We start from the raw sequence: 21129 nt of genomic DNA on the forward strand, positions 1-21129 counted from the left end.
AGGTTAAATCAGTTATCAGTTATCAGTTATCAGTTATCAGTTATCAGTTATCAGTTATCAGTTATCAGTTATCAGTTATCAGTTATCAGTTATCAGTTATCAGTTATCAGTTATCAGTTATCAGTTATCAGTTATCAGTTCACTGAAAATACTTCCCACATCCTTGTCAAGTAAATAAATCTAAAAATTTTGGCTAATTTTTGGACACCTCTCCATACTCGTCTGGAAACCACAGTCAAAAAGGGACAATTATTACCTAAAAATGCGTCTCTTTTAGTGGCATTGTCAGCAGGTCAGGATTCCCTTTGTTTAGGTCAATTATTGCTGGATTTGCGCTCTCGTTGGGGTTGGCAACTGGCGATCGCTCACTGTGATCACCGTTGGTCTTACGACCGAGGATTAGTGGCTCATGTGCGGAAAATCGCCGAAATTTGGCAATTACCCGTTTATATTGCCACCGCACCCCCCATGACGGAAACAGAAGCCAAGGCCCGACAATGGCGTTATCAAGCTTTACAAACAATCGCCCAAGAACAGGGTTTTAATTATCTTCTCACGGCACACACGAGGAGCGATCGAGCGGAAACTTTTCTTTATAATCTCACGCGCGGAGCCGGTAGTGATGGACTTTCTGCCTTAACTTGGTTGACAAGTTTAACCCCGGATATTTTCTTAGTCCGTCCCCTCTTAAATGTTACTCGCGGGGAAACTTTCGCTTTTTGTCAAAGTCGAGAATTACCGATCTGGTACGATCGAGCTAATGAAAATTTACGCTATGCTCGCAATCGCATCCGTCGGGAATTATTACCCTACCTGCAAACTAATTTAAATCCCCAAATTGAAAAACATCTCGCCCAAACTGCCGAAATTTTGGAAGCAGAAAGCGATTATTTAGATAGTATTGCCCGCGATATTTTTCGTCAGGTTATCGATCTAGATCAACAAAGACTAGATCGCTCCCCTTTACAAATTTTACCTCTAGCGATACAAAGACGGGTGATTCGTTTATTTTTGGCTCAATATTTACCCTCATCACCTAATTTTGCCGAAGTTGAGTCAGTGGTTAATCTCATTACTGGTGTTAATCGCGATGCCACTTCTTCCTTAACCGGCAAAATTCGGGTAGAAGTACAACAAAATTGGCTATATATCAGTTATCAGTGATCAGTTATCAGTGATCAGTTATCAGATTACAGTTTTAAGTGGACAGTGTTAGGTGAAAACTTCGCTACTTTCTTTTCACTGATTACTGATTACTGTTCACTGAAAAAACCCATCTCCCCATTCTAGTTATCTGTAGCTAACTTTTACAGCAATTAGTTTAAGGATCAACTAAAATAGTAATACAATTAAACTAAAAATAAAATTGGCGGGGCATAATGAGCGAAACTAAAGTAATTAATCGAGAAAATTTACTGGTAAATCTCCGGCAACAACTACGCGCCGGACAACAGGAATTAGCCGATTGGCAAGGGGGAAAAATGGCCATTTCTGCGGTGCCGGGGGCAGGAAAATCCCACAGTTTGGCCGTAGCTGCCGCCATGGTTATTGCTCGTGAGCAACTGCACGCTAAAAAACAGTTAATTATTGTCACGTACACCCGCTCGGCTGCCGCTAGTATTAAAGCTAAAATTAAACAACGCTTGCAAGATTTACAACTTTCAGCCCAAGGTTTTAGCGTCCAAACTCTGCACGGACTGGCCCTACAATTAGCCCGTCGTTACCCGGAATTATCGGGATTAGACCTCGAATCTTCTACCTTAGTTATTCCGACTCCTAGCCACAGAATTATTAGAAACTCGGTGGAAAAATGGCTAATTGCTGACCCAATTCGTTATCAAAAGTTATTAGAAGGAGTAGAATTTGATGGGGAGGAAACAGAAAGATTACGCCGTCAATCGGTGCTGAGAACCGAAATTTTACCTAGTCTTGCCTATACGGCCATTCATGAGCTAAAAAGTTCGGGATTATCACCGCAGCAAGTCTGGGAATTAAGCCACTATACCGACGATAATTATCAAATTCTCGCTATTGCTAGTGGTTTGTACCAACAGTATGAAATCCTGATGCGTCAGAAAAACTATATAGATTATGATGACATGATTTTAGGAGCCTTGCGGGTATTAGAGGAAGAAAAAATTTGCCGACAATGGCAAAAATCTGTCTTTGGAGTCTTTGAAGATGAGGCACAGGATTCTAGTCCTCTCCAAGAAAAACTAATTACTATTTTAGCAAAAAATAATGACGGGGAAATCCCTAATTTAATTCGCGTCGGCGATCCCAATCAAGCCATTAATTCCACCTTTACCCCCGCCGATCCTGTTTACTTTAATTGGTTTTGTGAAAGTTGTCAAAGCGAAGGCAATTTATCCACTATGAACCAAGCAGGTCGCAGCAATACTAAAATTATCGAAGCTGCTAATTTAGTTTTACAATGGGTCGATCGAGATTGGAAACAGGGAAAAGATAATCATAAAGTTACCGAGGCTCCTTTTCGGGTTCAAGCGATTCTTCCCGTCAGCGCCGAAGATCCCCAACCTAATCCAGTTAAGGAGGGAAAAGGATTAGAAATTTATCAACCTGATGATATTTATCAAACAGTAGAATTAATTGAAAAACGTCTAGTTAAATTACTCCAAGAAAATCCTCAACATAATGCCGCTATTCTCGTTAGAGAAAATCGACAAGGACACTTTTTTGCTCAAAAATTTGCCCATTTTTATAAAAGTTATCAAATCAGAATTTTTGAAGCTAATGAGATCGATCGCTTTTCCCAAATTCCCGCCGAAATGCTGAAACTATTGGCTTTTGTCGAACGTCCCCACTCTCCCGATTATCTCAAAGCGGCCTTAGAAGTGCTACAATTGAGGGGTTTAATTACTGCCCAAGACTTAAATCCTTTAGTTACCTATCCCGAACAGTTTCTCTATCCCACTCCCCTCGATCCTGAACTGAAATCTAACGAAAAAATTGCCCGTCGTTATTGCTGCAGTTTACTAAAAGCTAGATTAGAATTACCCCATTATCAACTCCTGTCTTTTTTTGCTATGACTCTCCAATATTCAGGGTCAGAATTAGCCACTTTGCAAAAATTAACCGCCCGTATTTATCAGGAAACTGCTGGTAATAGTTCTCTCAAAAATACAATTAATACTCTTAATGAAATTATCGCCTCTGAGCGCTTTGAAGGAGTGGAAGAAGATAACGACGATTGTTATACTCGTCCCGGACAACTGACAATTATTACTATGCACAAAGCCAAGGGTTTAGACTGGGATTATGTTTTTATTCCCTTTCTTCACGAAGATATTATTCCTGGCAAACCTTGGGTCCCCAATGGGGCGAAATTTTTGGGAGATTTTACCCTCGCAGAAGTAGCCCGGGCGCAAATTCGAGCAGCGGTTCATCAACGCTATTTAAACCCCGACAGCATACCAATTATTCCCCCACCTTTAAGCGCTTGGTTAGAAGCTGGACAACTTAAAAAAGCTGAAGAATACAGACTTTTGTATGTAGCGATGACACGAGCAAAAAGACTTTTATGGATGTCGAGTGAAAAAAAAGCTCCTTTCCGTTGGAACACTTTTCGCGGAGATGAAAGTAGTCAATTACAGGATAAAAATCCCTGTCCTGTCTTTCCTGTTTTAATCAATGCTTTCCCCGATTCTTTCTGTGTTTAACTGTTGCTGCAGCGTCCTTGGATAAAGAATTAGGAAGACAAACCACCACAGGAGTATAGGAATAGATAGGAGTAGGGTTAACCAGAGACGCTGAGTTAAAAACCAACACCCAGCAATCAGGGTAATTCCTGTCAATAAAATCGACCAAGGTTGACACCAACGGGGTTTGTGGTCCCAAACGCTACTAGATTTCGAGTTGGACATTAGTTAAGGGGCGGTAATTTACTAACTTGATTTTATAGTGATCGAGCTTAAAAAACGCTTGGGAAGACCGAAAGAGTCAAAAATTACTCGATTTACTTATTTAAAAATAACTCCCCGCAATCATAGCCGCTAATAAAATAAAACCGACCCAAACATTTTGACCGAACATTTGACCATAAACTGGTTTAGGTAAATCCGATTGACGTAACAACCAGTATTGACGCAACCAAGCGATCGCCGCTAGACCCAACCCTAGCCAAAAAGAAGCTGATAACTGCATTTTTTGCCCCTCCCAAGCCAATAAACCTACTGTTAGGGCAAAAAAGACCCCCACGGCTTCCGGAGCGTATTTGCCGAAAAATATGGCACTAGAGTTAATACCAACCTTGAGATCATCCTCTCGATCGGACAGAGCATAAATTGTATCAAATGCCAATGTCCAAAAAATCACCGCTCCCCATAATATAAATGTATTACTATCTAACGACCCGGTGACGGCACTCCAACAGATTAAAACCGCAAAACCCCAAGCGAGAGAAAGAACCAATTGGGGTACAGGAAAAAAACGCTTGGCGAGAGGATAGCAGATAATCAAGGGAACGGCGGCCACACATAGGCAAAAACTCAGGAAATTGAGATATAAAGCTAAAATTGCGGCACAAAAGAAAGCAATTAGAGCGATAATCAAACCAACCTTTAGCGATAAAGCTCTGGCCGCTAAAGGACGGTTACGAGTGCGATCAACTTGTGGATCGATATCCCGATCCCAAAGATCGTTAACCACACAGCCGGCGGCGCTAGTGGCCAAAGTTCCCAAAATGATCACCCCGATCAAGGGTAGCGGTGGCACCCCGTCTGCCGCCAAAAATACCGCCCATAAAGCGGGAACCATCAAAATTAACCTACCGGCGGGTTTATCCCAGCGCAAGAGGCGAATAATCGTCATCCAAGTGGGTTCTAGATCGGGTTGGGATATAGTCATAATTTCTCGTAAAAAGTAGAAACTAGGAGTTAAGGGGATGTGGGGTGTAGGGTGTGGGGTGTGGGGTGTGGGGTTTTGGGGAGAAAATTAATTAATTTTGGCCAGTAGCTGCCTTTTGCCTTTTGCCTTTTGCCTTTTGCCTTTCCTAACCAAGAAGTTAATTTTGCACGACTACTTACTTAACGTGATTACCAGCCCCAACTATTGGGAACCCCTTTAAACGGACCAACCACATCGGAGGTTATCCATCCCCCATAAAAGTTGCCCGGTTGCGGTTGTACTAATTCCCCGTCGGCATAACAAGCGGTCATTTTGGCAGGATAAAAGGCCAGATAATTCTTAATTGCTTGAAACTCTGGTGTTGGATCCGGATAATACCAAGCGACGTTAATTGCCTGTTGATCCCCAACGGTGATATTGTAATATCCCGCTAGACCTTTCCACTCACAAAAAGACTTTTCTGCTGTGGCTTGCAGGTATTCCATTTTAATATCTTGGGGCGGTAGATAATAAACTGGAGGATGACTGGTTTCTAGAACTCGATAACTGCTTTTAGTATCGGCAATTATCACCCCATTAAAGATAATTTTTAGGTGTTTAGGCGATAATTCTAGGCGCGGGGGACGAGGATAATCCCAGACGGATTCCTGTCCTGCTTTTGCTGGTATCGGTTGGGGACGAAACATAATTTTTCTTATATTATTCTCCGAGTCAGTATTCTCTGAGTCATTTCACCGTTTACTGATTACTGATTACTGATTGGGTGCATCTCCTATTGGTGACTTTCTCTGACATATAGGTGAGCAGCAGAAGTCATTTAAAGAGGGCGAATACAATTCGCCCCTACAATAATAATATTATCGCACCAATGGTAGGGGCGCATCGCGTGCGCCCAAATGTAGTATAGATATTTCTACAAAATTGAGATGCACCCGATTACTTTTCACTGTTTACTGTTTACTGATCACTGAAAAGAGTTTTCTCAGGGTTTCCACTCGTTCTCGATTGACATTTAAATCCGATTCTCCTAACCGGGAGGCCGAGCGAACATCGATCGCATTTTTGCTAGGATTAAGAGAAAATTCCACATCATCGACAAATCCCATCCATTGACTGCTAAATTCGGCGTAGAGATAGTTACTATCTTGGTTAATAATTTTAGTTCTCGGTTGGGAGGCGATAATTTTAGCTAATTGCTCGATCGCTTTTTCACCGCTACCCTGATAACTAAGGGGTTCGATCGCATGAGCCTGATCCTGACTCTGACTACTAACACAATTAGGAGTGACTGGACAAGGGGCCAGTTTACCTTCCCTGACTCCCAAATAATCGGGACGATTACCGGCGAATAAACTAACGCTATCGGGAGCAATTAACCTAATTCCTAGCCAGATGAGCAGTATTCCTAGGAAAATAAACGGGGTTAGCCGGAAAGATTTTTTCACCGTGTCGGAAGTTTCAGTCATGCTAGTCTTACAGAATCACTTCAATTAACTTAACATTGATAGGTGTGACAATATCAGGAGATAGAATAAGATGTTTCTCGATGAATTACAACCCGTTGTTAAAGAACTGATTCAACAACCGATCGCTTTTTTCGGTGGTTTTGCCTCTGGATTACTGCGCTTGAAACTTTCGGACGATCCCCTCAAAAAATGGTTAGAAGAGCAGGGATTAGTCAGTTTTAAGGACAATAATCAGGATAACGGCAACAGTCCCCAGTCGATCTCGATCGATTAGGGATCGGGGGTTAGCTGTTGGGGGTGAGGGTATTCTCCCATCCCCAAAACCCCCCGCTTACCACCCCATCAGCTTAACTTGTTGCTGAAAGTAGATAAATTTCCTCAGCTACTCGTTTTAAGCGTCTTAATTGCGCTTCCATATCCTTTTTAGTCCATTTGGCGGCGAATTGCTGGAATCCCCACCCCACAACCGGATTAGGAATCGCAAACTCAAAACGATTGATTAAACAAGTGCCGTCATCATTGGGTTGACATTCCCAGCGATCGCAACCGCGAAAAAAGCCTTCAAATTGCCAGACAATTAATCCCGGTTCCCTCTCAATCACCGTACTTTTCAGCGTTGGCTGAATTAGGGGAATTTGAATCAAAAAACGACTTCTCCCACCGATATCGGTCTTCCAATCCCCGATAGGTTCACAAACTAACACCGGATTCAACCAACGACGCATTAACTCTAAATCCGTGATACAACGCTCCACCGTCGTGGCACTAGCTTTAATCTGAATTGATTGTTCAAATACTTGACAAGATGACATTGATCTGCTTATAAATTACTGGCTGAGAATTATCGGTAGTCGGACAAAAATAAAGTTAACTGTGCAGACAAGGCAACAGTAAGGGTTTCGGCCTTGGTTACATTTCTTAACATAGTGTTGTTTATAGCCTTTCTCATCAAGATGAAGTGTAACCTAATTTGCTATGGACGACCGGCGATCGACTCCCCAAAACGAAAACTTCCTACCTCACCATTAAGATAACTGCTCTCAATCTCACTTTTTCACTAGCTTGACAAATTCTCGAAAACGTTGGCGTAATCTCTCGATATTAACTGATAATAACATTGGTATCGAGAACAAAGCGTTTAGTCATCGCGTCTTCATCGGCCCGCGTCCTGTAGGGGCGAAGCATTCGGGCAGTAACCTATCGGTGAAACCGGAGATTTTCTATCCGAATGCTTCGCCCGTACTTTTTCAGCAAACCCTAAACACTTCCTGAGCGTTAGTAGCAATCTCGGCCCGTCGAGCTTCGATTCGGCGCTTGCGGATTAACTCACAAGCATGGAAGCCACTATAAAATCTATGGAACACAAACAACACGAAAACCTACTTGCCTTGCCATATAATCATCTCTGTACAATCTATTATTTTTGCCGATAAAACTTAAAAAATCCCGACTACATTTCCCCCTATGTGAATGATTAATTGAACAATTAAAACGCCTTAAAATAAAAACATTGCTTGGCTCAATAAATGCTGAACCATCAGTGGGATAGGCAGGATCAGGATCAGGATTAGGTGAACTGAACGGACTAATATTTTTAAGTTTAGGCTGAAAAAGATATCTATTTCCATCCGAATAATTATCTTGACACCATTCATAAACAATATTATACATATCATTAGTAGTGCTTTCTCCGTTAAGAGCATAAACCCATTGCACTTCACTAGGCAGTTGATAGCTCTTTCCTGTTTTCTCTGACAATTTACCGCAAAATTCCTGAGCATTATCCCATGTAACTTGTTCTACTGGATGATTACTATCTCCTCTAAAATAAGAAGGGTTGTAAAACATAATGGCTTCATATTGAGCCTGAGTAATCGGGTACTTACTCATCCAAAACCCCTTTAGTTTAACAACAGTGGGTTTATCGCCCAACAAAATAAAATCACCTGGGGGGATCGCAATCATTTCTAATTATCGCACTGATTGCTAATTTCATTGTGTTGCTTAAATTTTCCGTAAAATTATACGCAGGATTCTGCTTACTGGTCTTTAACTTCTCCTCCACAATCATCGGCTCTCCTGCCGCCGCCAGCGCCGGTAAGTGGGGAATATTCCCAAAACGATTTAATAATTGCCAACCTGCCAAAAGACTATTAATCCCCGCGCTTTGACTTCCATCAATCCCGTCCGCATCTTTAACCTTCTCTAGTAGCAACTTTAAAGACTCCAAAAACGGCTTATCTTCTTGATAAATAATCCGTTTCAAAAGCTGACAATCAGCGTCATTGTCGAGATCAAAAACCTTGTCCGAAGGCGCATCATTAGCTCGTAACCAATCAGAAAAAGCCTTATTACCTTGCTCTAAAGCCAAATACTGATACTCGCTCGGTAAATTAGCCAAAGATAACGCCAACTTCATGCGAATTTCAGGCAAACAAGAGGGAGCATCCGATTTTAAAGTATCGTAAAACTGCCCGTAAGCTTTGACAACGGTTGAAATTCCCATCTGCCAAAACTCCGACGTTAAAAAAGAATGATTCTTGTACTTTTCCAACAAATAGGGAATCAAGCTCGGTAACAAAGGCGTATTTTCCCAAGAATTTCCCAGAAAGAGAATATCCGCATAAAGTCCAATGACTAAACAGTGCCATACTGCCAAATACTCATAAAAACTCTTGTAGTCTTGGTCTGTAATTTTATACTCTTTGCCAATCGGCAAGTTAGAAGTATCAATGCCATGCTTTTCTAACTCTTCTTTTTCAGCTAACTCCTTGTAGAAAATTTGTAAATTCTCCTCGTTCACCCCGCCCATATTTTTAATATAAGCTTCATCCTTACCCAGAGCTTGTAACTTCTGGCGAGTGATTTCCCACTCCAAAGCCCTTTTTTTCGCTGAATTATTCAGTAAATCAGCAACAGACTGACCCGATAAAATCGTCGCCTGCGTGTAAGAAACATCGCCCCCCGACCAATAACCCGCACGAAAATTGAGTTCCCCCAAGGGAATTTCAGACTCTAAAACTAAAATAGGAATACTTTTTAATTGAGCATGAAGCGCTTGCAAAGCCGACCCACCGCCCCGCTTATTGGATTCCCAAGCTTTATCTAATAACTGGACAGGATATTGCTTACTATTCAAATAACCCTGATGAAGAAATTGCTCAATTTCCTTAGACAAAAACCCTTCATAACTAGCTTGATAGGGTTTGCCTGAACTGGGATCGTAATCTAAGCTAGGGGGTGCAAGTAGCACTTTTAAAGGCATTATGCCATGAGCGAAAGAATTTTCTAATAAATCAGATGCTAAATTGGCGATAGGCGATTTATCTTCCCTAAGCCTTTCCCGCATTTGTATTAAAGCATTTTGATGCTGAATTTGGGTCAAATCACGCTGAAAATCTTGCTGTAACTGCAAAATATCATACTGAATCTTCTTTTCCTGCTCAAAACGCCATTTTTGAAAATCCAGATTTTTTTGATTAATCGCAAAGTTAACCTGCGCCCGAAAAGCCTCAATTTCCTTCGCTCTTTCGTGGTTAAGTTCAGCTAATTCTCTTTGAAATTCTTGATTTTCTCTTTGTTGCAATACGGAAAATTTTAATTGATTATATTGCAATTCTGCGGAATGCTTTCTACTTAATCGAGCAATTTCTTCGGAAGAATCCCGATTTAGCCGACTGATACTTTCAGAAGATTTACGATTTTCTGATGCTGACCAAGCATTATTTCCACTCGATACCAGCGCACTAAAAGCTGCACCACCGGCATAAATTAAGGCATCAGCAGCTATCTTATCTAAGGGCATATTTTAAAATTCTCCACAATAAGTTAATGATAATTACTTTTGAGCAAATACGAGATTTTTCAAGGCTGAAACTTAAACTTTTTTCGCCTGTTCCCTTAACTTTTGAGCTTCCGCCTGATATTTCTCAGATTCAGCCATCGCATTTTGGGCTTCTTTCCCATGACTAGAGGCATCTGACTGGTTTTTATGCTCACGATGCCAATCGGCTTCTTTACTGTGACTCTGAGAACTACTTAAACTATCGTTAGCTTTTTTCTCTAGTTCATTGGCTTTACTTAATAACTCAGAAGCCGTCTCAGAACCAGATCGCTGTGAAAGATGATCCCAATGGGAAGTATGATCTGCGTGGGAATATTGATGGTCTGGGAAACTGTTAGCATGATGAGGGTGATAATCTGCTAAGTGCTGGTTCTCAAAACCTTGAGCAAAATGAGAAGGATGATCAACTTGAGAATATTGATGGTCTAATAAACCATTAGCGTGATGGGGTTGATAATCTGCTAAACCCTGATGCTCAAAAGCATTATGGATATGATGAGGCTCATAAATGCTGATATTAGATGGGACAAAGGGATCGTGGTGAACTCCCAAATTAGGGTCGTTTAACAAATCTTGCTGGTTGTGCAAATCCAGCGACGAATCCGCATGAGTATGTAAAGTGTGGGTAGTATCGGACTGATGAAGGTTATGATCAAAGGCTGGTAGATCCATGATGATATCTTGTCAGTGGAGGAATGAGTATTTATTTAAGCTAGGGAATAACTTGATCCAGATAAATTACCCCAATCCTAGCATATTTATTTTAGTCGAAGCCATCGGATTAGTGCAATGCGATCGCCATTTATCAAAGGATCGCCAAGTAATACTAAATCCAGTTATTAAAGACTAATTATTTAGGATTTGCTGAAAAACTTTTTCGGCAAACCCTAACTATAGGCTCAAGCTCACTTTTTCACCAACTTGACAAATTCTCGAAAACGTTGGCGTAAACTCTCAATATTAGCCGATTTCCCGCCATAACGCCAATCAACGTAGGCGCGAGCAATCTCCTCGATAATATTCGCCACTGGCGGCGGTTGGACGCTGCGGGCGGCGGCGGCGTATTCTAAAGGGGTTTGAGCGGGATGTTTGCCATAACCGGCTTCTGTTAAGATTCCTAACATTTGCTGGTATAAACGCTCGATTGGTGGTAGTTTTGCTAACTTGCGACTCCTACGCCAACGATGGAACTGTCGCCATCCTAACCAACTAGCGTAGGCGAAGACGACCCCCACTAAACCGCCGAGAATTCCCCCGAAAAGACTGCCGGAAATAAAGCGCCATAACCAGGCCAATAACTGACCGATAGTAACGATAACATTTTCCCAAATCAGACCGAGAAAACCCGTGACTGGAGAGGGCAACCATCCGGCCACCCATTGCCAAAATTGCTTGAGGACGCTAAAAGGTTCCACTTCCTCAAAGGATGGGGGAATTAATTCGTGGCCTGGGATAGGATCGAAAGTGTACCAACCGTAACCCGGGAAAAACACCTCTGTGATGGCGTAAGCGTCCGTATTTTGGACAACATAAAAGCCAGTGAAAGGATTAAACTGGCCAGGGGCAAAACCGGTGGCTAATCGGGCAGGAATACCGATCGAGCGTAACATAATCGTTAACACACTGGAAAAATGATCGGCGTAACCCCCCTGAAAACGAAATAAAAAGGCCGAGACTAAATCCTCATTTTCGGCTAAAAAGGGCAAATCGGTTTTTAATTCGTAGTTTTGCTTTAATGCTTGGGCCAAATATAGGGCCTTCTCGTAGGGAGAGGTTAAAGGTGTGGGAGATTTGGCCAGCAATTCCTCGGTTTTTCGGCGGACTTTCGGGGCAATTTCGGCAGGAATTTGTAAATAATACTTGAGAATAGACTTAGGGTAGGTTTCTGGGGCCGATCGCAGTTGGCTGCGATTGCGTTCCGGCACTTGTGAGATTACAGTATAAGTTAGCCCTTCTGCTAATCCCCCCGGCGACCTTAAGCTATTTTCTCGGTCTAGAGATACCTGTCGGGTAGGAAAAAAGAGAAACTGGGGCGAAGTAAGGGCAGGGATAATATTCGGTAAACTGGAGACAATGCTGTAGGTTTGGACTACCTGATGGGTTTTGGCCTGGGTTGCGGGTAGCGGCACAAAAAAGCGATAGGACCAACTACTGCGATTTAAATCCTCTAATTCTTGATCTCGCGAGATTTGCCACCCTTGACCAGTATAGCGATCAAAGGCCATGGCCCGCCAGAATCCGGGGGCTTGGGAACGTACCCGCATGACTGTCTGGGGAGTCATACTTCCCCGCAAATTTTGGTTAATTTGGCTGTTAAAACCGTAATAAAAGGTAGAATCTAACTGTCCTGACCCTGTAGTGGGACTATTACCGCCATTTACGCCACCCTTCCCCGTTTCACCCTCGCGCACATAGCCGGGGTTAACGATTTGTCTGTCTCCCTGTTCAAAATCCTGATTTTCCATACCTCCTGGACTATTGACGGGAAAAGATTGAATTTGATAACCCGGAAAACGCGGCATCAGAGCAAAAATTGTCAATCCCAAGAGGAGAATTGTCAGAAAGAAAATCCCGAAACGTTTGGGAGAAAGGGGGGAATTTTGCGGGGAAACTAATTTTTTTGTGGCTAGACGCGGGGGTTTCTTTGAGAAGAAAGGGAGACTCTGATTGAGATTATCTAAACCTAAACGAGAACGATAGTCTAAAACTAGGGTAGGTAGGGATAAAAACAGAAAGAGGATTAACCAAGGCGCAAAAGCGAGGGTTTGGGAGATTGTCCCGGCGACTCCCAAGAGAATTAAACCGATTACCATAGAATAACCTAAATCTTTGCGTCGGGGCAGGTCAAAACTATGGAGAATTTGTAATTGAATTAATAATTGTGTTAGGGCAATGCGACTATCCTGCATCGCAACGATATTACCCAAGAATAGCGCCAACACCACTAACATTCCGATCGCTATACAAAATTTTGCCCCGATATTGCGCTTTTTCCTGCGTCGCCAACTCCAGATTCCGCCGATAATACTGAGAGGAACAGCCCAAATACTGGTATAACTATCGGTAGCCACATCGGTGGCGATAATACCGACGATTACTAACGCTTGCACCAGAATTCTTAAAATAATCGATTCCTCGGTTTCCGGCAAGGGAGAAGATTCTATCTTTTGCCAGAGGGTTTTTAAGGAAGGTCTTGGACGAGCAGCGCTACTAACCATAGGGTAAATTGGGAGAAGGACAAAGAAGTTAATTTTATATTTCCCAGTTCTAATCTCGATCGCTCCATGGGGTAAAGTGGATTTTAGATGTCAAGAGATAGGAAAATAGGGAGATAGGGAGACGATAACTGATAACTGATAACTGATTACTGATTACTGATTACTGACCTATGATAGCCGTTACCAACCCTGAAATTTTACCGTTACTTCATCCCCTGATTGGACAATTAGCCACAGCAATTCTGTCCCACTGGGAAAAATATCTTGATTTGTCGCCCTTTGAGTTGCCGGAAGGTTTAGGCTATGTGGAGGGACGTTTAGAAGGGGAAAAATTAATTATCGAGAATCGCTGCTATCAAACTCCCCAGTTCCGCAAAATGCACCTAGAATTGGCTAAACTGGGCAATGGTTTGGATATTCTCCACTGTGTCATGTTCCCCCGTCCAGAATATCCGCTGCCGATGTTTGGATGTGATATAGTCTCCGGCAAAGCGGGAATCAGTGCCGCTATTGTGGATCTTTCTCCCACCAGTAGCGATAAAACTCTCTCTAGTGCCTATAATGAGGCTTTAGCGGCTTTACCTGCGGCCGATTTCGCCCAAGCTCGTGATTTGCCCCCTTGGGGTCATATTTTCTCCCAATATTGTCTGTTTATTCGTCCCGAAACCGCCGCCGAGGAACGACAATTTTTACAAAGAGTAACAGATTTCTTGACAATTCACTGCAAATGTGCTATGGAAAGTCAGCCCCTTTCCGGAGAAGAAGCGCGCATTTATTTACAGGGACAACGGGATTATTGTAGTCAACAGCAAAAAAACGATAAAACTCGGCGTGTACTAGAAAAAGCCTTTGGTTGGGAATGGGCAGAGCGTTATATGACCGGAGTTCTCTTTGATTTGCCCGATTAAGTAGGGAGGCACAATTATAGCGTTTTTCAGTCTGCTGAGGTACAAAAGTTATGGGTTTTAGGCAAAAGTCAAAAGGGAAGAAAAATATGTGTACCTCACTAGCTTAGGAAACGCTATATTTGTCGGATGGGTTAATGGTATAAAACCCTACACCCCACACCCCACACCCTGCCCCCACCGAAAAACTTTTTTAGCAAACCCTAATTAGGCCAGCAGTCTCTTGAAACTTAACAATATTAACAGACAAGGACGGGAAAATAATTGCTAGATTGGGTTAGGTACAGTCAAATGTAACCGCGAGAACAAGCGAAAAAAGGCGGTTTTGCTAGGTAAAACCGCCAAAAAGCCCTAGCTTAATTTCTCGATTCTGACGATTAAATAAATATTAAAACAGCCGATGAATCTAACGAACTTTCCTTGGTTAACTGTCATCATCCTTTTTCCCATCGTCGCCGCTTTATTGGTTCCCATAATTCCCGATAAAGACGGTAAAACCGTGAGATGGTTTGCTCTGACGGTGGGATTAATCGACTTTGCCCTAATTATCTACGCTTTCTATAGCAGTTACGATTTCGCTAATCCCAATCTGCAATTAGTGGAAAGTTACCAATGGTTGCCAGAAATTGACCTAAGATGGTCTTTAGGAGCGGATGGCCTCTCCATGCCTCTGATTATCTTAACGGGATTTATCACCACTCTGGCTATCTTAGCGGCTTGGCCGGTGACTTTTAAACCGAAACTATTCTACTTCCTGATGCTGTTGATGTACGGGGGACAGATTGCAGTGTTTGCCGTGCAGGATCTGTTACTGTTCTTCCTCGTCTGGGAATTAGAATTAGTCCCCGTCTATCTCATCCTCTCCATTTGGGGCGGTAAACGCCGTCTCTACGCAGCCACCAAATTTATCCTTTACACCGCCGGAGGCTCTCTATTCATCCTTGTAGCGGCGCTGACGATGGCTTTTTATGGCGATACCGTCTCCTTTGACATGGTGACTATTGCCGGCAAGGATTTTCCCCTGAAACTGCAATTATTCCTCTACGCTGGTTTTCTGATTGCCTACGGGGTAAAACTGCCGATTTTCCCCCTCCATACTTGGCTGCCGGATGCCCACGGCGAAGCCACTGCCCCCGCCCATATGTTACTAGCGGGAATTTTGCTTAAAATGGGTGGTTATGCGCTCTTACGGATGAATATGGGGATGTTACCCGATGCTCACGCCGTTTTCGCCCCCGTTTTGGTGATTTTAGGGGTAGTTAATATTATCTACGCCGCCTTAACTTCCTTTGCCCAACGCAATCTTAAGCGCAAAATTGCCTATTCTTCCATCTCTCACATGGGATTTGTCCTGATTGGCATGGCTTCCTTTACCGATATTGGTACCAGCGGGGCGATGTTACAGATGATTTCCCACGGACTGATTGGGGCGAGTTTATTCTTTATGGTCGGTTGTACCTACGATCGCACCCATACCCTGATGTTAGACGAGATGGGCGGTGTCGGCAAGAAAATGAAGAAAGTTTTTGCCATGTGGACCACCTGTTCCCTCGCTTCCCTCGCTTTGCCCGGGATGAGCGGTTTTGTGGCGGAATTAATGGTATTTATCGGTTTTGCCACCAGTGATGCCTATAGTCCCACTTTCCGCGTCATCATCGTCTTTTTAGCGGCTATCGGTGTCATTCTCACCCCGATTTATCTCTTGTCCATGTTGCGAGAAATTCTCTATGGGCCGGAAAATAAGGAATTAGAAGAACACCATGTCCTAGTGGATGCGGAACCCCGGGAAGTCTTTATTATCGCTTCTCTATTAGTGCCAATTATCGGCATTGGACTCTATCCCAAAGTAGCCACGACAATTTACGATGCTACCACCAATAAATTAACCGCCCTAGCGCGTAATTCCGTCCCCAGTTTAGTGCAACAGGCAAAGGCAAAAACCCCTAGTTTCTCCCTTTATTCCCTAAAAGCCCCCGAAATCTAAGGAGTTATCAGTTATCAGTTACCAGTTACCAGTTATCAGTTATCAGATTTGAGTTTTAAGTGAGCAGTATTAAATCCCACTTTCCGCACTTCTTAACATTCAATTGATAATTTTTACTAATATTAAATCTGGTTATTAAAGAATGATTATTTATTGCCCCTTTTGCATGAGTGCATGAGTAGAAAACGGGTTTCTCGGAGAAACCCGTTTTCTGTGCGTTACTCAAGGGATTTAGTATTATTATACTTTTAATTGATTGTGTGATTATTTTAATGCGATCGCTACCGAGTACAGCCTGGAGAATTATTAGAATTAGTCCCCACTGGAGCAATCGCGCCCAAAGAATATTAGGCGATTGTAACATAGCAAAATATAGGAGTTTAGCTCATGTCTAACGAAACCGTGACTTATTCCCCAGAAGCTGTTCTAACAAGGATTGAGGGGAAAATAGACTCTCTACAAAGGGATGTTAACAAGCTAGAGATAGGACAATCGGAGTTAAAAGGGGAGATTAAAGCCCTAGATGAGCGACTAACCACAGAAATTAAAGGATTAACTGCAAGAGTCGCTAATCAGGAATTTACCAATCGAGGGATTCTAATCGCTTTGGTTGTTGCCATTTTAGGAGGGGCAGCCAAACTTTTTGGTTTTCTTCCCAATCCCTAACAGATATCTAATTAGGAAGTTGTCGTTTTCTTTTCACTAATAACTGAAAAATCCCCACCCTACCCAATCACCTCATGTAAATCCGTCGGTGCGAGATTAGGATAAACCACTTCACCATCCTTAAACCAAATAATGCGCTGAGAGTGACGCGCCACATCAGCCTCGTGAGTTACCATGACGATAGTAATGCCACTGTTATTCAATTCCGAGAAAATAGCCATCACCTCTTGGGTAGTTTTCGAGTCTAGCGCCCCCGTCGGTTCATCAGCAAGTAATAATATGGGTTGATTGACAATTGCCCTAGCAATAGCGACGCGCTGCTGTTGTCCCCCCGATAATTGATTGGGTTTATTGTGCAGTCGATTGTCCAATTTTACCCTCGTTAAAGCAGCGATCGCTCTTTCCTTTCTTTCTTGGGGAGGAACCCCACCATAAATCATCGGTAACATCACATTTTCTAGCGCACTCATCTGGGGTAAAAGATGGAATTGCTGGAAAACAAAGCCGATTTTGCGATTGCGAATCTGAGCTAAATCCCCATCCGGCAGCGTGGAAACGTCGAGATTTTCCAGATAATAGGACCCCGAGGTGGGACGATCAAGACAGCCGATAATATTCATGGCTGTGGATTTTCCCGAACCTGAAGCACCCATAATAGCGCAATATTCCCCTTTTTTTAGGCTTAAATTGACGTTATTAAGGGCTTTAACCATGGTTTCGCCACTGCCGTAGATTTTAGACACATTTTCGAGGCGAATAATTACCGGCTGATAGACTTCGGCTTTATCGTTGCGTTCGCTGAGAGAGGAAGTATCAAAACTCATGAAATAAATAGGGTTTGCGGCAAAAAGTTTGTTGGTGCGGTTAGGAGTCAGGAGTCAGGAGTCAGGAGTCAGGAGTCGGGAGCCGGTCGTTTCAGGCTTTGTTGCCGTAGTACCAATTTATGTACTACAAGAAGGGTAATGCAAGGTTTTTGAGAGTCCCAATCCGATTTTCGCAGCATGAACATCGGATTCTAACAGGTCAAAAACCTTATTTTAAAAGGGTTTTACCATTATTCAGCCAGCCCTAAATAGAGATAAAACCAATAAATGCAGCTATTCTAACCTGAGCAATTCTCCATTCAAGCAACATCCTTGAGAAAACCGACCAAAGGCAAGAAAACCGGCGCTAAATTCGATCGAGCCACGGCTAAACAGGGATAGGATCGATCACTATAATTTTCCCCCACCTGCAAGGGAAAAATCTTTTCTCCTAAAGAGATAAATACTCCGCCAGCGGCCTGTAGAATTGCCCAAACCGCAGCAATATCCCAGACTTTCGGGGTTGCTTCCACTCCTCCCAAGACAGTGCCATCGGCAACCAAAAGCAGATTATAACTAGCCACTCCTATCATCCGCACTTTGCAGGGAAAGGGGTTTTTAAATACACCTGTACTACGAGCGCAGAGATTAAACAGATGATTTTTGCTGGGAAAATCGTCGCTGGTGTGAATCGGTTGACCGTTGCAGTAGGCCCCCTCTGGACCAGTTAAACCCGTCTCACCGTACCAATAACCATAATAGGACTGTTTCAGGCAGGGGAGATAAACAAATCCGAACACAGGAGTCCCCCGGTAGAGAAGTCCTAGGGAAATGCCCCAGATGGGAATACCGCGAGTAAAATTAGTCGTGCCGTCGATTGGATCCACTACCCAACACCATTCTTGATCCGGGAAAATATGGGTAGTTTCCTCGGTTAAGACTCCATGATTCGGGAAAGTGCCAGCAATTAGCGATCGCAATTCGCCATCGGACCAACGGTCGGCAGCCGTCACTAAAGTCCCGTCTGCTTTATTGGTGGCCTGTAATTTGCCAAAATCAGCTAGTAGGCGATCGCCCACCTGGCCGGTAGCCTGATAACAAAAGTCTAAAACCTGACTCCAAAAAGTTTCCATAATTTTCTCGTTCGTCTTCTAGTAGAATATTAAATCATTGTCTAAACTTAGGTAGTCGAGATTGAGCGCGGAAGCCCACCAAGAGATCAGACTAGCTACCCGTCTAGAAGCGATACTTTACCTAAAAGGGCAGCCTGTCCCCTTAACCGAGATGGTGACATTAACCAACAGCGATCGCTTGACGGTGGAAGATGCCATGATCGAGTTAATGTCCGATTATGCCCACCGGGATAGTGCCTTGGAAGTAGTAGAAACCCCCCTCGGTTATAGTTTACAATTGCGGTCAGCTTATCAGAATTTGATCGAAGACCTGATCCCGGCCGAATTAGGCACGGGAACCCTCCGCACTTTAGCAGCGATCGCAATAAAAGAACCGATTTTGCAAGCGGATTTAATTAATTTACGAGGCAGTACGGCCTATCAACAGGTTCAGGACTTGGTAGAACGAGGATTTGTGAGAAAACGCAAGCAAAATGAAGGTAGATCCTACTGGCTAGAAGTAACCGATAAATTTCATCAATATTTCGAGGTTGACAATCTTAGAGAACAGGGTATTCTGGAATCTACCGATCAGGAATAAGGAGAGAAAGGGTATATTATGGGTAAATGTTTCTGATCACTGAGCTAAACTTGAGGAAGATGGGGGGACTTCGGACAATCAAGAAGAGCGATTTGTTAACCTAGATTTAATAACCACTACAGCGTGGGAGTTCTGATGACTTTTAATCCTGATTTTTTTCCCTGGGAAACCGAAGAACAAAATGATAACTGTCTGATGCAGTATCTCCAGCAGCAGCATCCTGAAACCCTTGAGAGAATAGCCCAATCGGTCAGTAGCGAAATTAAAGATATTATCTCGCAAAACGTCAAGGGATTGGTGGGAATGCTGCCCTCAGAGGATTTTGCGGTACAAATTACCACTGACCGCGAGAATTTGGCGAATCTTCTCGCTTCAGCGATGATGACAGGTTATTTCCTCGGTCAAGTGGAGAAGCGCCATCATTTAGAATCAATTTTGTTAGCTACAGAATCAATTAAATTGGGCAAAAAACCAAAAATAGATTAATCTTCACCCCAAAAAGATAGAGACACTTTCATCGGTGTCTCTATCAGTTTTTAACCCCCTTTGGCAAAACTCACCATCACTAAAATCGAGAGTAGGATACCGGGGACAAGTAAACCCGCTAATAATCCAAATTCAGTCAGCGTCATAGGAAAATATGCCCAAAATTCCATCACTTCCCACTCTAACCCCCTCTTCTGGCCACCTCAACAAAGCTTAAGGAAAATTTAAAGCCTTTTATCGGTTTTTCTCCTATCAGTTGTCCGACTAGACAAACCAAAGAGAGTCTTTTTGATGTTGCCAAGCAGTTTATAATTCTTTTTTCAGCGCCTCATATAAAGCTGAATAATCGTCCTCTGCTAATCCCATTTCTAAAGCTTTTTCCAGAAGGCTCTGTACTCCTGTTAGGGGAAAAGTGGTTAAATCTAACTTCTCCGATTCCTCTAAAAAAAGATTGACATCTTTCAGTAAATGTTTAGTGGGAAAGTTAGGGTTAGTATAATTTTCTTCTAACATTCTGGTTAATTTTTTGTCAAAAGTAGGCGCATATAAGGCACTTTGACGCAGGATATTCATGAATTTTTCTAGATCTACTCCTTGCCGGGATAAAAAAGCTAAACTCAAAGCAAAAGCACTGGTTAGAGAGGCAATTAATTGATTTAAAGCTAATTTTAATGCCGCAGCGGTTCCCACTTCCCCGATTAACATCGGTTTTTGACCAAAATATGCTAATAAATTTGACCATTGATGGAACTGTTTCTCCGTTGCTCCCACCATAACTAAGAGAGTCCCATTTTTAGCTTCGGGAATACTTCCTAACACGGGTGCTTCTAGATATTCTCCCCCTTTAGCAACAATTTGATCTCGCAGTTGTTTACTTTCAGAAGGAGCAATAGTTCCCATCTGGATAATAGTCCGATTATTGAAGTTAGATTGCGCGGAATTTAATCCTAAAACCTCTTGGATAGCGGCGGCATTAGTTAACATTAAAATCAGACAATCTGCCTCTTGAATGACTTGTTCAGAAGAGTTAACTGTTTTGGCTCCCAACTGCTGTAAAGGTGCTAATTTTTCTAAGGTGCGATTATAGGCAATAACAGAAATTCTCTGATTTAATAATCTTTCTACCATTGGCGTTCCCATTAATCCTGTTCCCAAAAATCCAACTTTCATGACTCAAT

Annotated in this window: 19 protein-coding genes and 1 pseudogene; 9 read left to right on the forward strand and 11 right to left on the reverse strand. The window is 42.7% G+C overall.

Annotation, left to right across the window (positions count from 1 at the left end):
* The first annotated feature begins 189 nt into the window (after positions 1-189).
* Both tilS and IM485_RS14375 read left to right on the forward strand, forming a co-directional pair.
* The gene (tilS, locus tag IM485_RS14370) at positions 190-1164 is read left to right on the forward strand and encodes a tRNA lysidine(34) synthetase TilS (RefSeq protein WP_287743929.1); all 975 of its coding nucleotides are present in this window, start codon (positions 190-192) and stop codon (positions 1162-1164) included.
* 215 nt (positions 1165-1379) lie between these two features.
* On the forward strand, positions 1380-3680 hold the full coding sequence (locus tag IM485_RS14375) for an ATP-dependent helicase (RefSeq protein ID WP_287743931.1): 2301 nt from the start codon (positions 1380-1382) through the stop codon (positions 3678-3680).
* Here the strand turns inward: IM485_RS14375 and IM485_RS14380 are convergent.
* From IM485_RS14380 to IM485_RS14395, 4 genes are all read right to left on the reverse strand, one after another.
* Positions 3645-3884, reverse strand: coding sequence for a DUF6737 family protein (locus IM485_RS14380; RefSeq protein WP_016514583.1), 240 nt, complete (start codon positions 3882-3884; stop codon positions 3645-3647). The genes IM485_RS14375 and IM485_RS14380 overlap by 36 nt on opposite strands.
* Before the next feature lie 100 nt (positions 3885-3984).
* Positions 3985-4866 carry a 4-hydroxybenzoate solanesyltransferase gene (locus IM485_RS14385; RefSeq protein ID WP_287743934.1) on the reverse strand — a complete coding sequence of 294 codons (882 nt, stop codon included), beginning with the start codon at positions 4864-4866 and terminating at the stop codon, positions 3985-3987.
* Between the two features lie 188 nt (positions 4867-5054).
* Entirely contained in the window at positions 5055-5552 is a 498-nt protein-coding gene (locus tag IM485_RS14390) for a DUF427 domain-containing protein (RefSeq protein ID WP_002779848.1), read from the reverse strand.
* A 264-nt stretch (positions 5553-5816) separates the two neighbouring features.
* Positions 5817-6332, reverse strand: coding sequence for a DUF1499 domain-containing protein (locus IM485_RS14395; protein WP_287743937.1), 516 nt, complete (start codon positions 6330-6332; stop codon positions 5817-5819).
* 70 nt (positions 6333-6402) lie between these two features.
* Here IM485_RS14395 and IM485_RS14400 point away from each other — a divergent pair, with 70 nt between their 5' ends.
* A complete protein-coding gene (locus IM485_RS14400) occupies positions 6403-6606 on the forward strand; it encodes a ssl0294 family protein (protein ID WP_002791803.1) in 204 nt (67 codons plus the stop codon).
* Between the two features lie 73 nt (positions 6607-6679).
* On the opposite strand, the gene IM485_RS14405 is transcribed toward IM485_RS14400, so the two are convergent.
* Positions 6680-7144, reverse strand: coding sequence for an SRPBCC family protein (locus tag IM485_RS14405; RefSeq protein ID WP_002736419.1), 465 nt, complete (start codon positions 7142-7144; stop codon positions 6680-6682).
* A 250-nt stretch (positions 7145-7394) separates the two neighbouring features.
* On the opposite strand from IM485_RS14405, the gene IM485_RS14410 reads away from it, so the two are divergent.
* On the forward strand, positions 7395-7604 hold the full coding sequence (locus IM485_RS14410) for a hypothetical protein (protein WP_287743940.1): 210 nt from the start codon (positions 7395-7397) through the stop codon (positions 7602-7604).
* An 81-nt stretch (positions 7605-7685) separates the two neighbouring features.
* Here the strand turns inward: IM485_RS14410 and IM485_RS14420 are convergent.
* The 3 genes and pseudogenes from IM485_RS14420 to IM485_RS14430 form a co-directional block, all read right to left on the reverse strand.
* Positions 7686-10137: pseudogene (locus IM485_RS14420) on the reverse strand (formylglycine-generating enzyme family protein).
* 72 nt (positions 10138-10209) lie between these two features.
* Positions 10210-10848: a hypothetical protein gene (locus IM485_RS14425; protein ID WP_104397791.1), complete on the reverse strand. Its 639-nt coding sequence runs from the start codon at positions 10846-10848 to the stop codon at positions 10210-10212.
* A gap of 233 nt (positions 10849-11081) precedes the next feature.
* Entirely contained in the window at positions 11082-13394 is a 2313-nt protein-coding gene (locus IM485_RS14430) for a transglutaminase TgpA family protein (protein WP_287743947.1), read from the reverse strand.
* A 170-nt stretch (positions 13395-13564) separates the two neighbouring features.
* Between IM485_RS14430 and IM485_RS14435 the strand changes: the two genes are divergently transcribed.
* From IM485_RS14435 to IM485_RS14445, 3 genes are all read left to right on the forward strand, one after another.
* Complete coding sequence (locus IM485_RS14435; RefSeq protein WP_287743949.1) at positions 13565-14302, forward strand: phycocyanobilin:ferredoxin oxidoreductase; 738 nt, start codon at positions 13565-13567, stop codon at positions 14300-14302.
* A gap of 397 nt (positions 14303-14699) precedes the next feature.
* Positions 14700-16283: a photosynthetic/respiratory NAD(P)H-quinone oxidoreductase subunit D1 gene (gene ndhD1, locus IM485_RS14440; protein ID WP_287232307.1), complete on the forward strand. Its 1584-nt coding sequence runs from the start codon at positions 14700-14702 to the stop codon at positions 16281-16283.
* Positions 16284-16670: 387 nt separating this feature from the next.
* On the forward strand, positions 16671-16949 hold the full coding sequence (locus tag IM485_RS14445) for a DUF4164 domain-containing protein (RefSeq protein ID WP_104397794.1): 279 nt from the start codon (positions 16671-16673) through the stop codon (positions 16947-16949).
* A 59-nt stretch (positions 16950-17008) separates the two neighbouring features.
* Here IM485_RS14445 and IM485_RS14450 read toward each other — a convergent pair whose 3' ends face one another.
* Together IM485_RS14450 and IM485_RS14455 are read right to left on the reverse strand one after the other, a co-directional pair.
* Positions 17009-17773 (reverse strand): ABC transporter ATP-binding protein, encoded by a 765-nt coding sequence (locus IM485_RS14450; protein WP_104397795.1) that lies wholly within the window; start codon positions 17771-17773, stop codon positions 17009-17011.
* Positions 17774-18072: 299 nt separating this feature from the next.
* On the reverse strand, positions 18073-18885 hold the full coding sequence (locus IM485_RS14455) for an inositol monophosphatase family protein (RefSeq protein WP_287743953.1): 813 nt from the start codon (positions 18883-18885) through the stop codon (positions 18073-18075).
* Positions 18886-18946: 61 nt separating this feature from the next.
* Here IM485_RS14455 and scpB point away from each other — a divergent pair, with 61 nt between their 5' ends.
* On the forward strand, positions 18947-19465 hold the full coding sequence (gene scpB / locus IM485_RS14460; RefSeq protein ID WP_104397797.1) for an SMC-Scp complex subunit ScpB: 519 nt from the start codon (positions 18947-18949) through the stop codon (positions 19463-19465).
* A gap of 135 nt (positions 19466-19600) precedes the next feature.
* Entirely contained in the window at positions 19601-19951 is a 351-nt protein-coding gene (locus tag IM485_RS14465) for a DUF760 domain-containing protein (RefSeq protein WP_002803308.1), read from the forward strand.
* A 306-nt stretch (positions 19952-20257) separates the two neighbouring features.
* Here IM485_RS14465 and IM485_RS14470 read toward each other — a convergent pair whose 3' ends face one another.
* A complete protein-coding gene (locus IM485_RS14470) occupies positions 20258-21121 on the reverse strand; it encodes an NAD(P)-dependent oxidoreductase (protein ID WP_104397798.1) in 864 nt (287 codons plus the stop codon).
* Positions 21122-21129: the final 8 nt, after the last annotated feature.

Origin of the sequence: Microcystis sp. M169S2, from assembly GCF_020245865.1 — a bacterium.
Classification (GTDB): domain Bacteria; phylum Cyanobacteriota; class Cyanobacteriia; order Cyanobacteriales; family Microcystaceae; genus Microcystis; species Microcystis ichthyoblabe_A.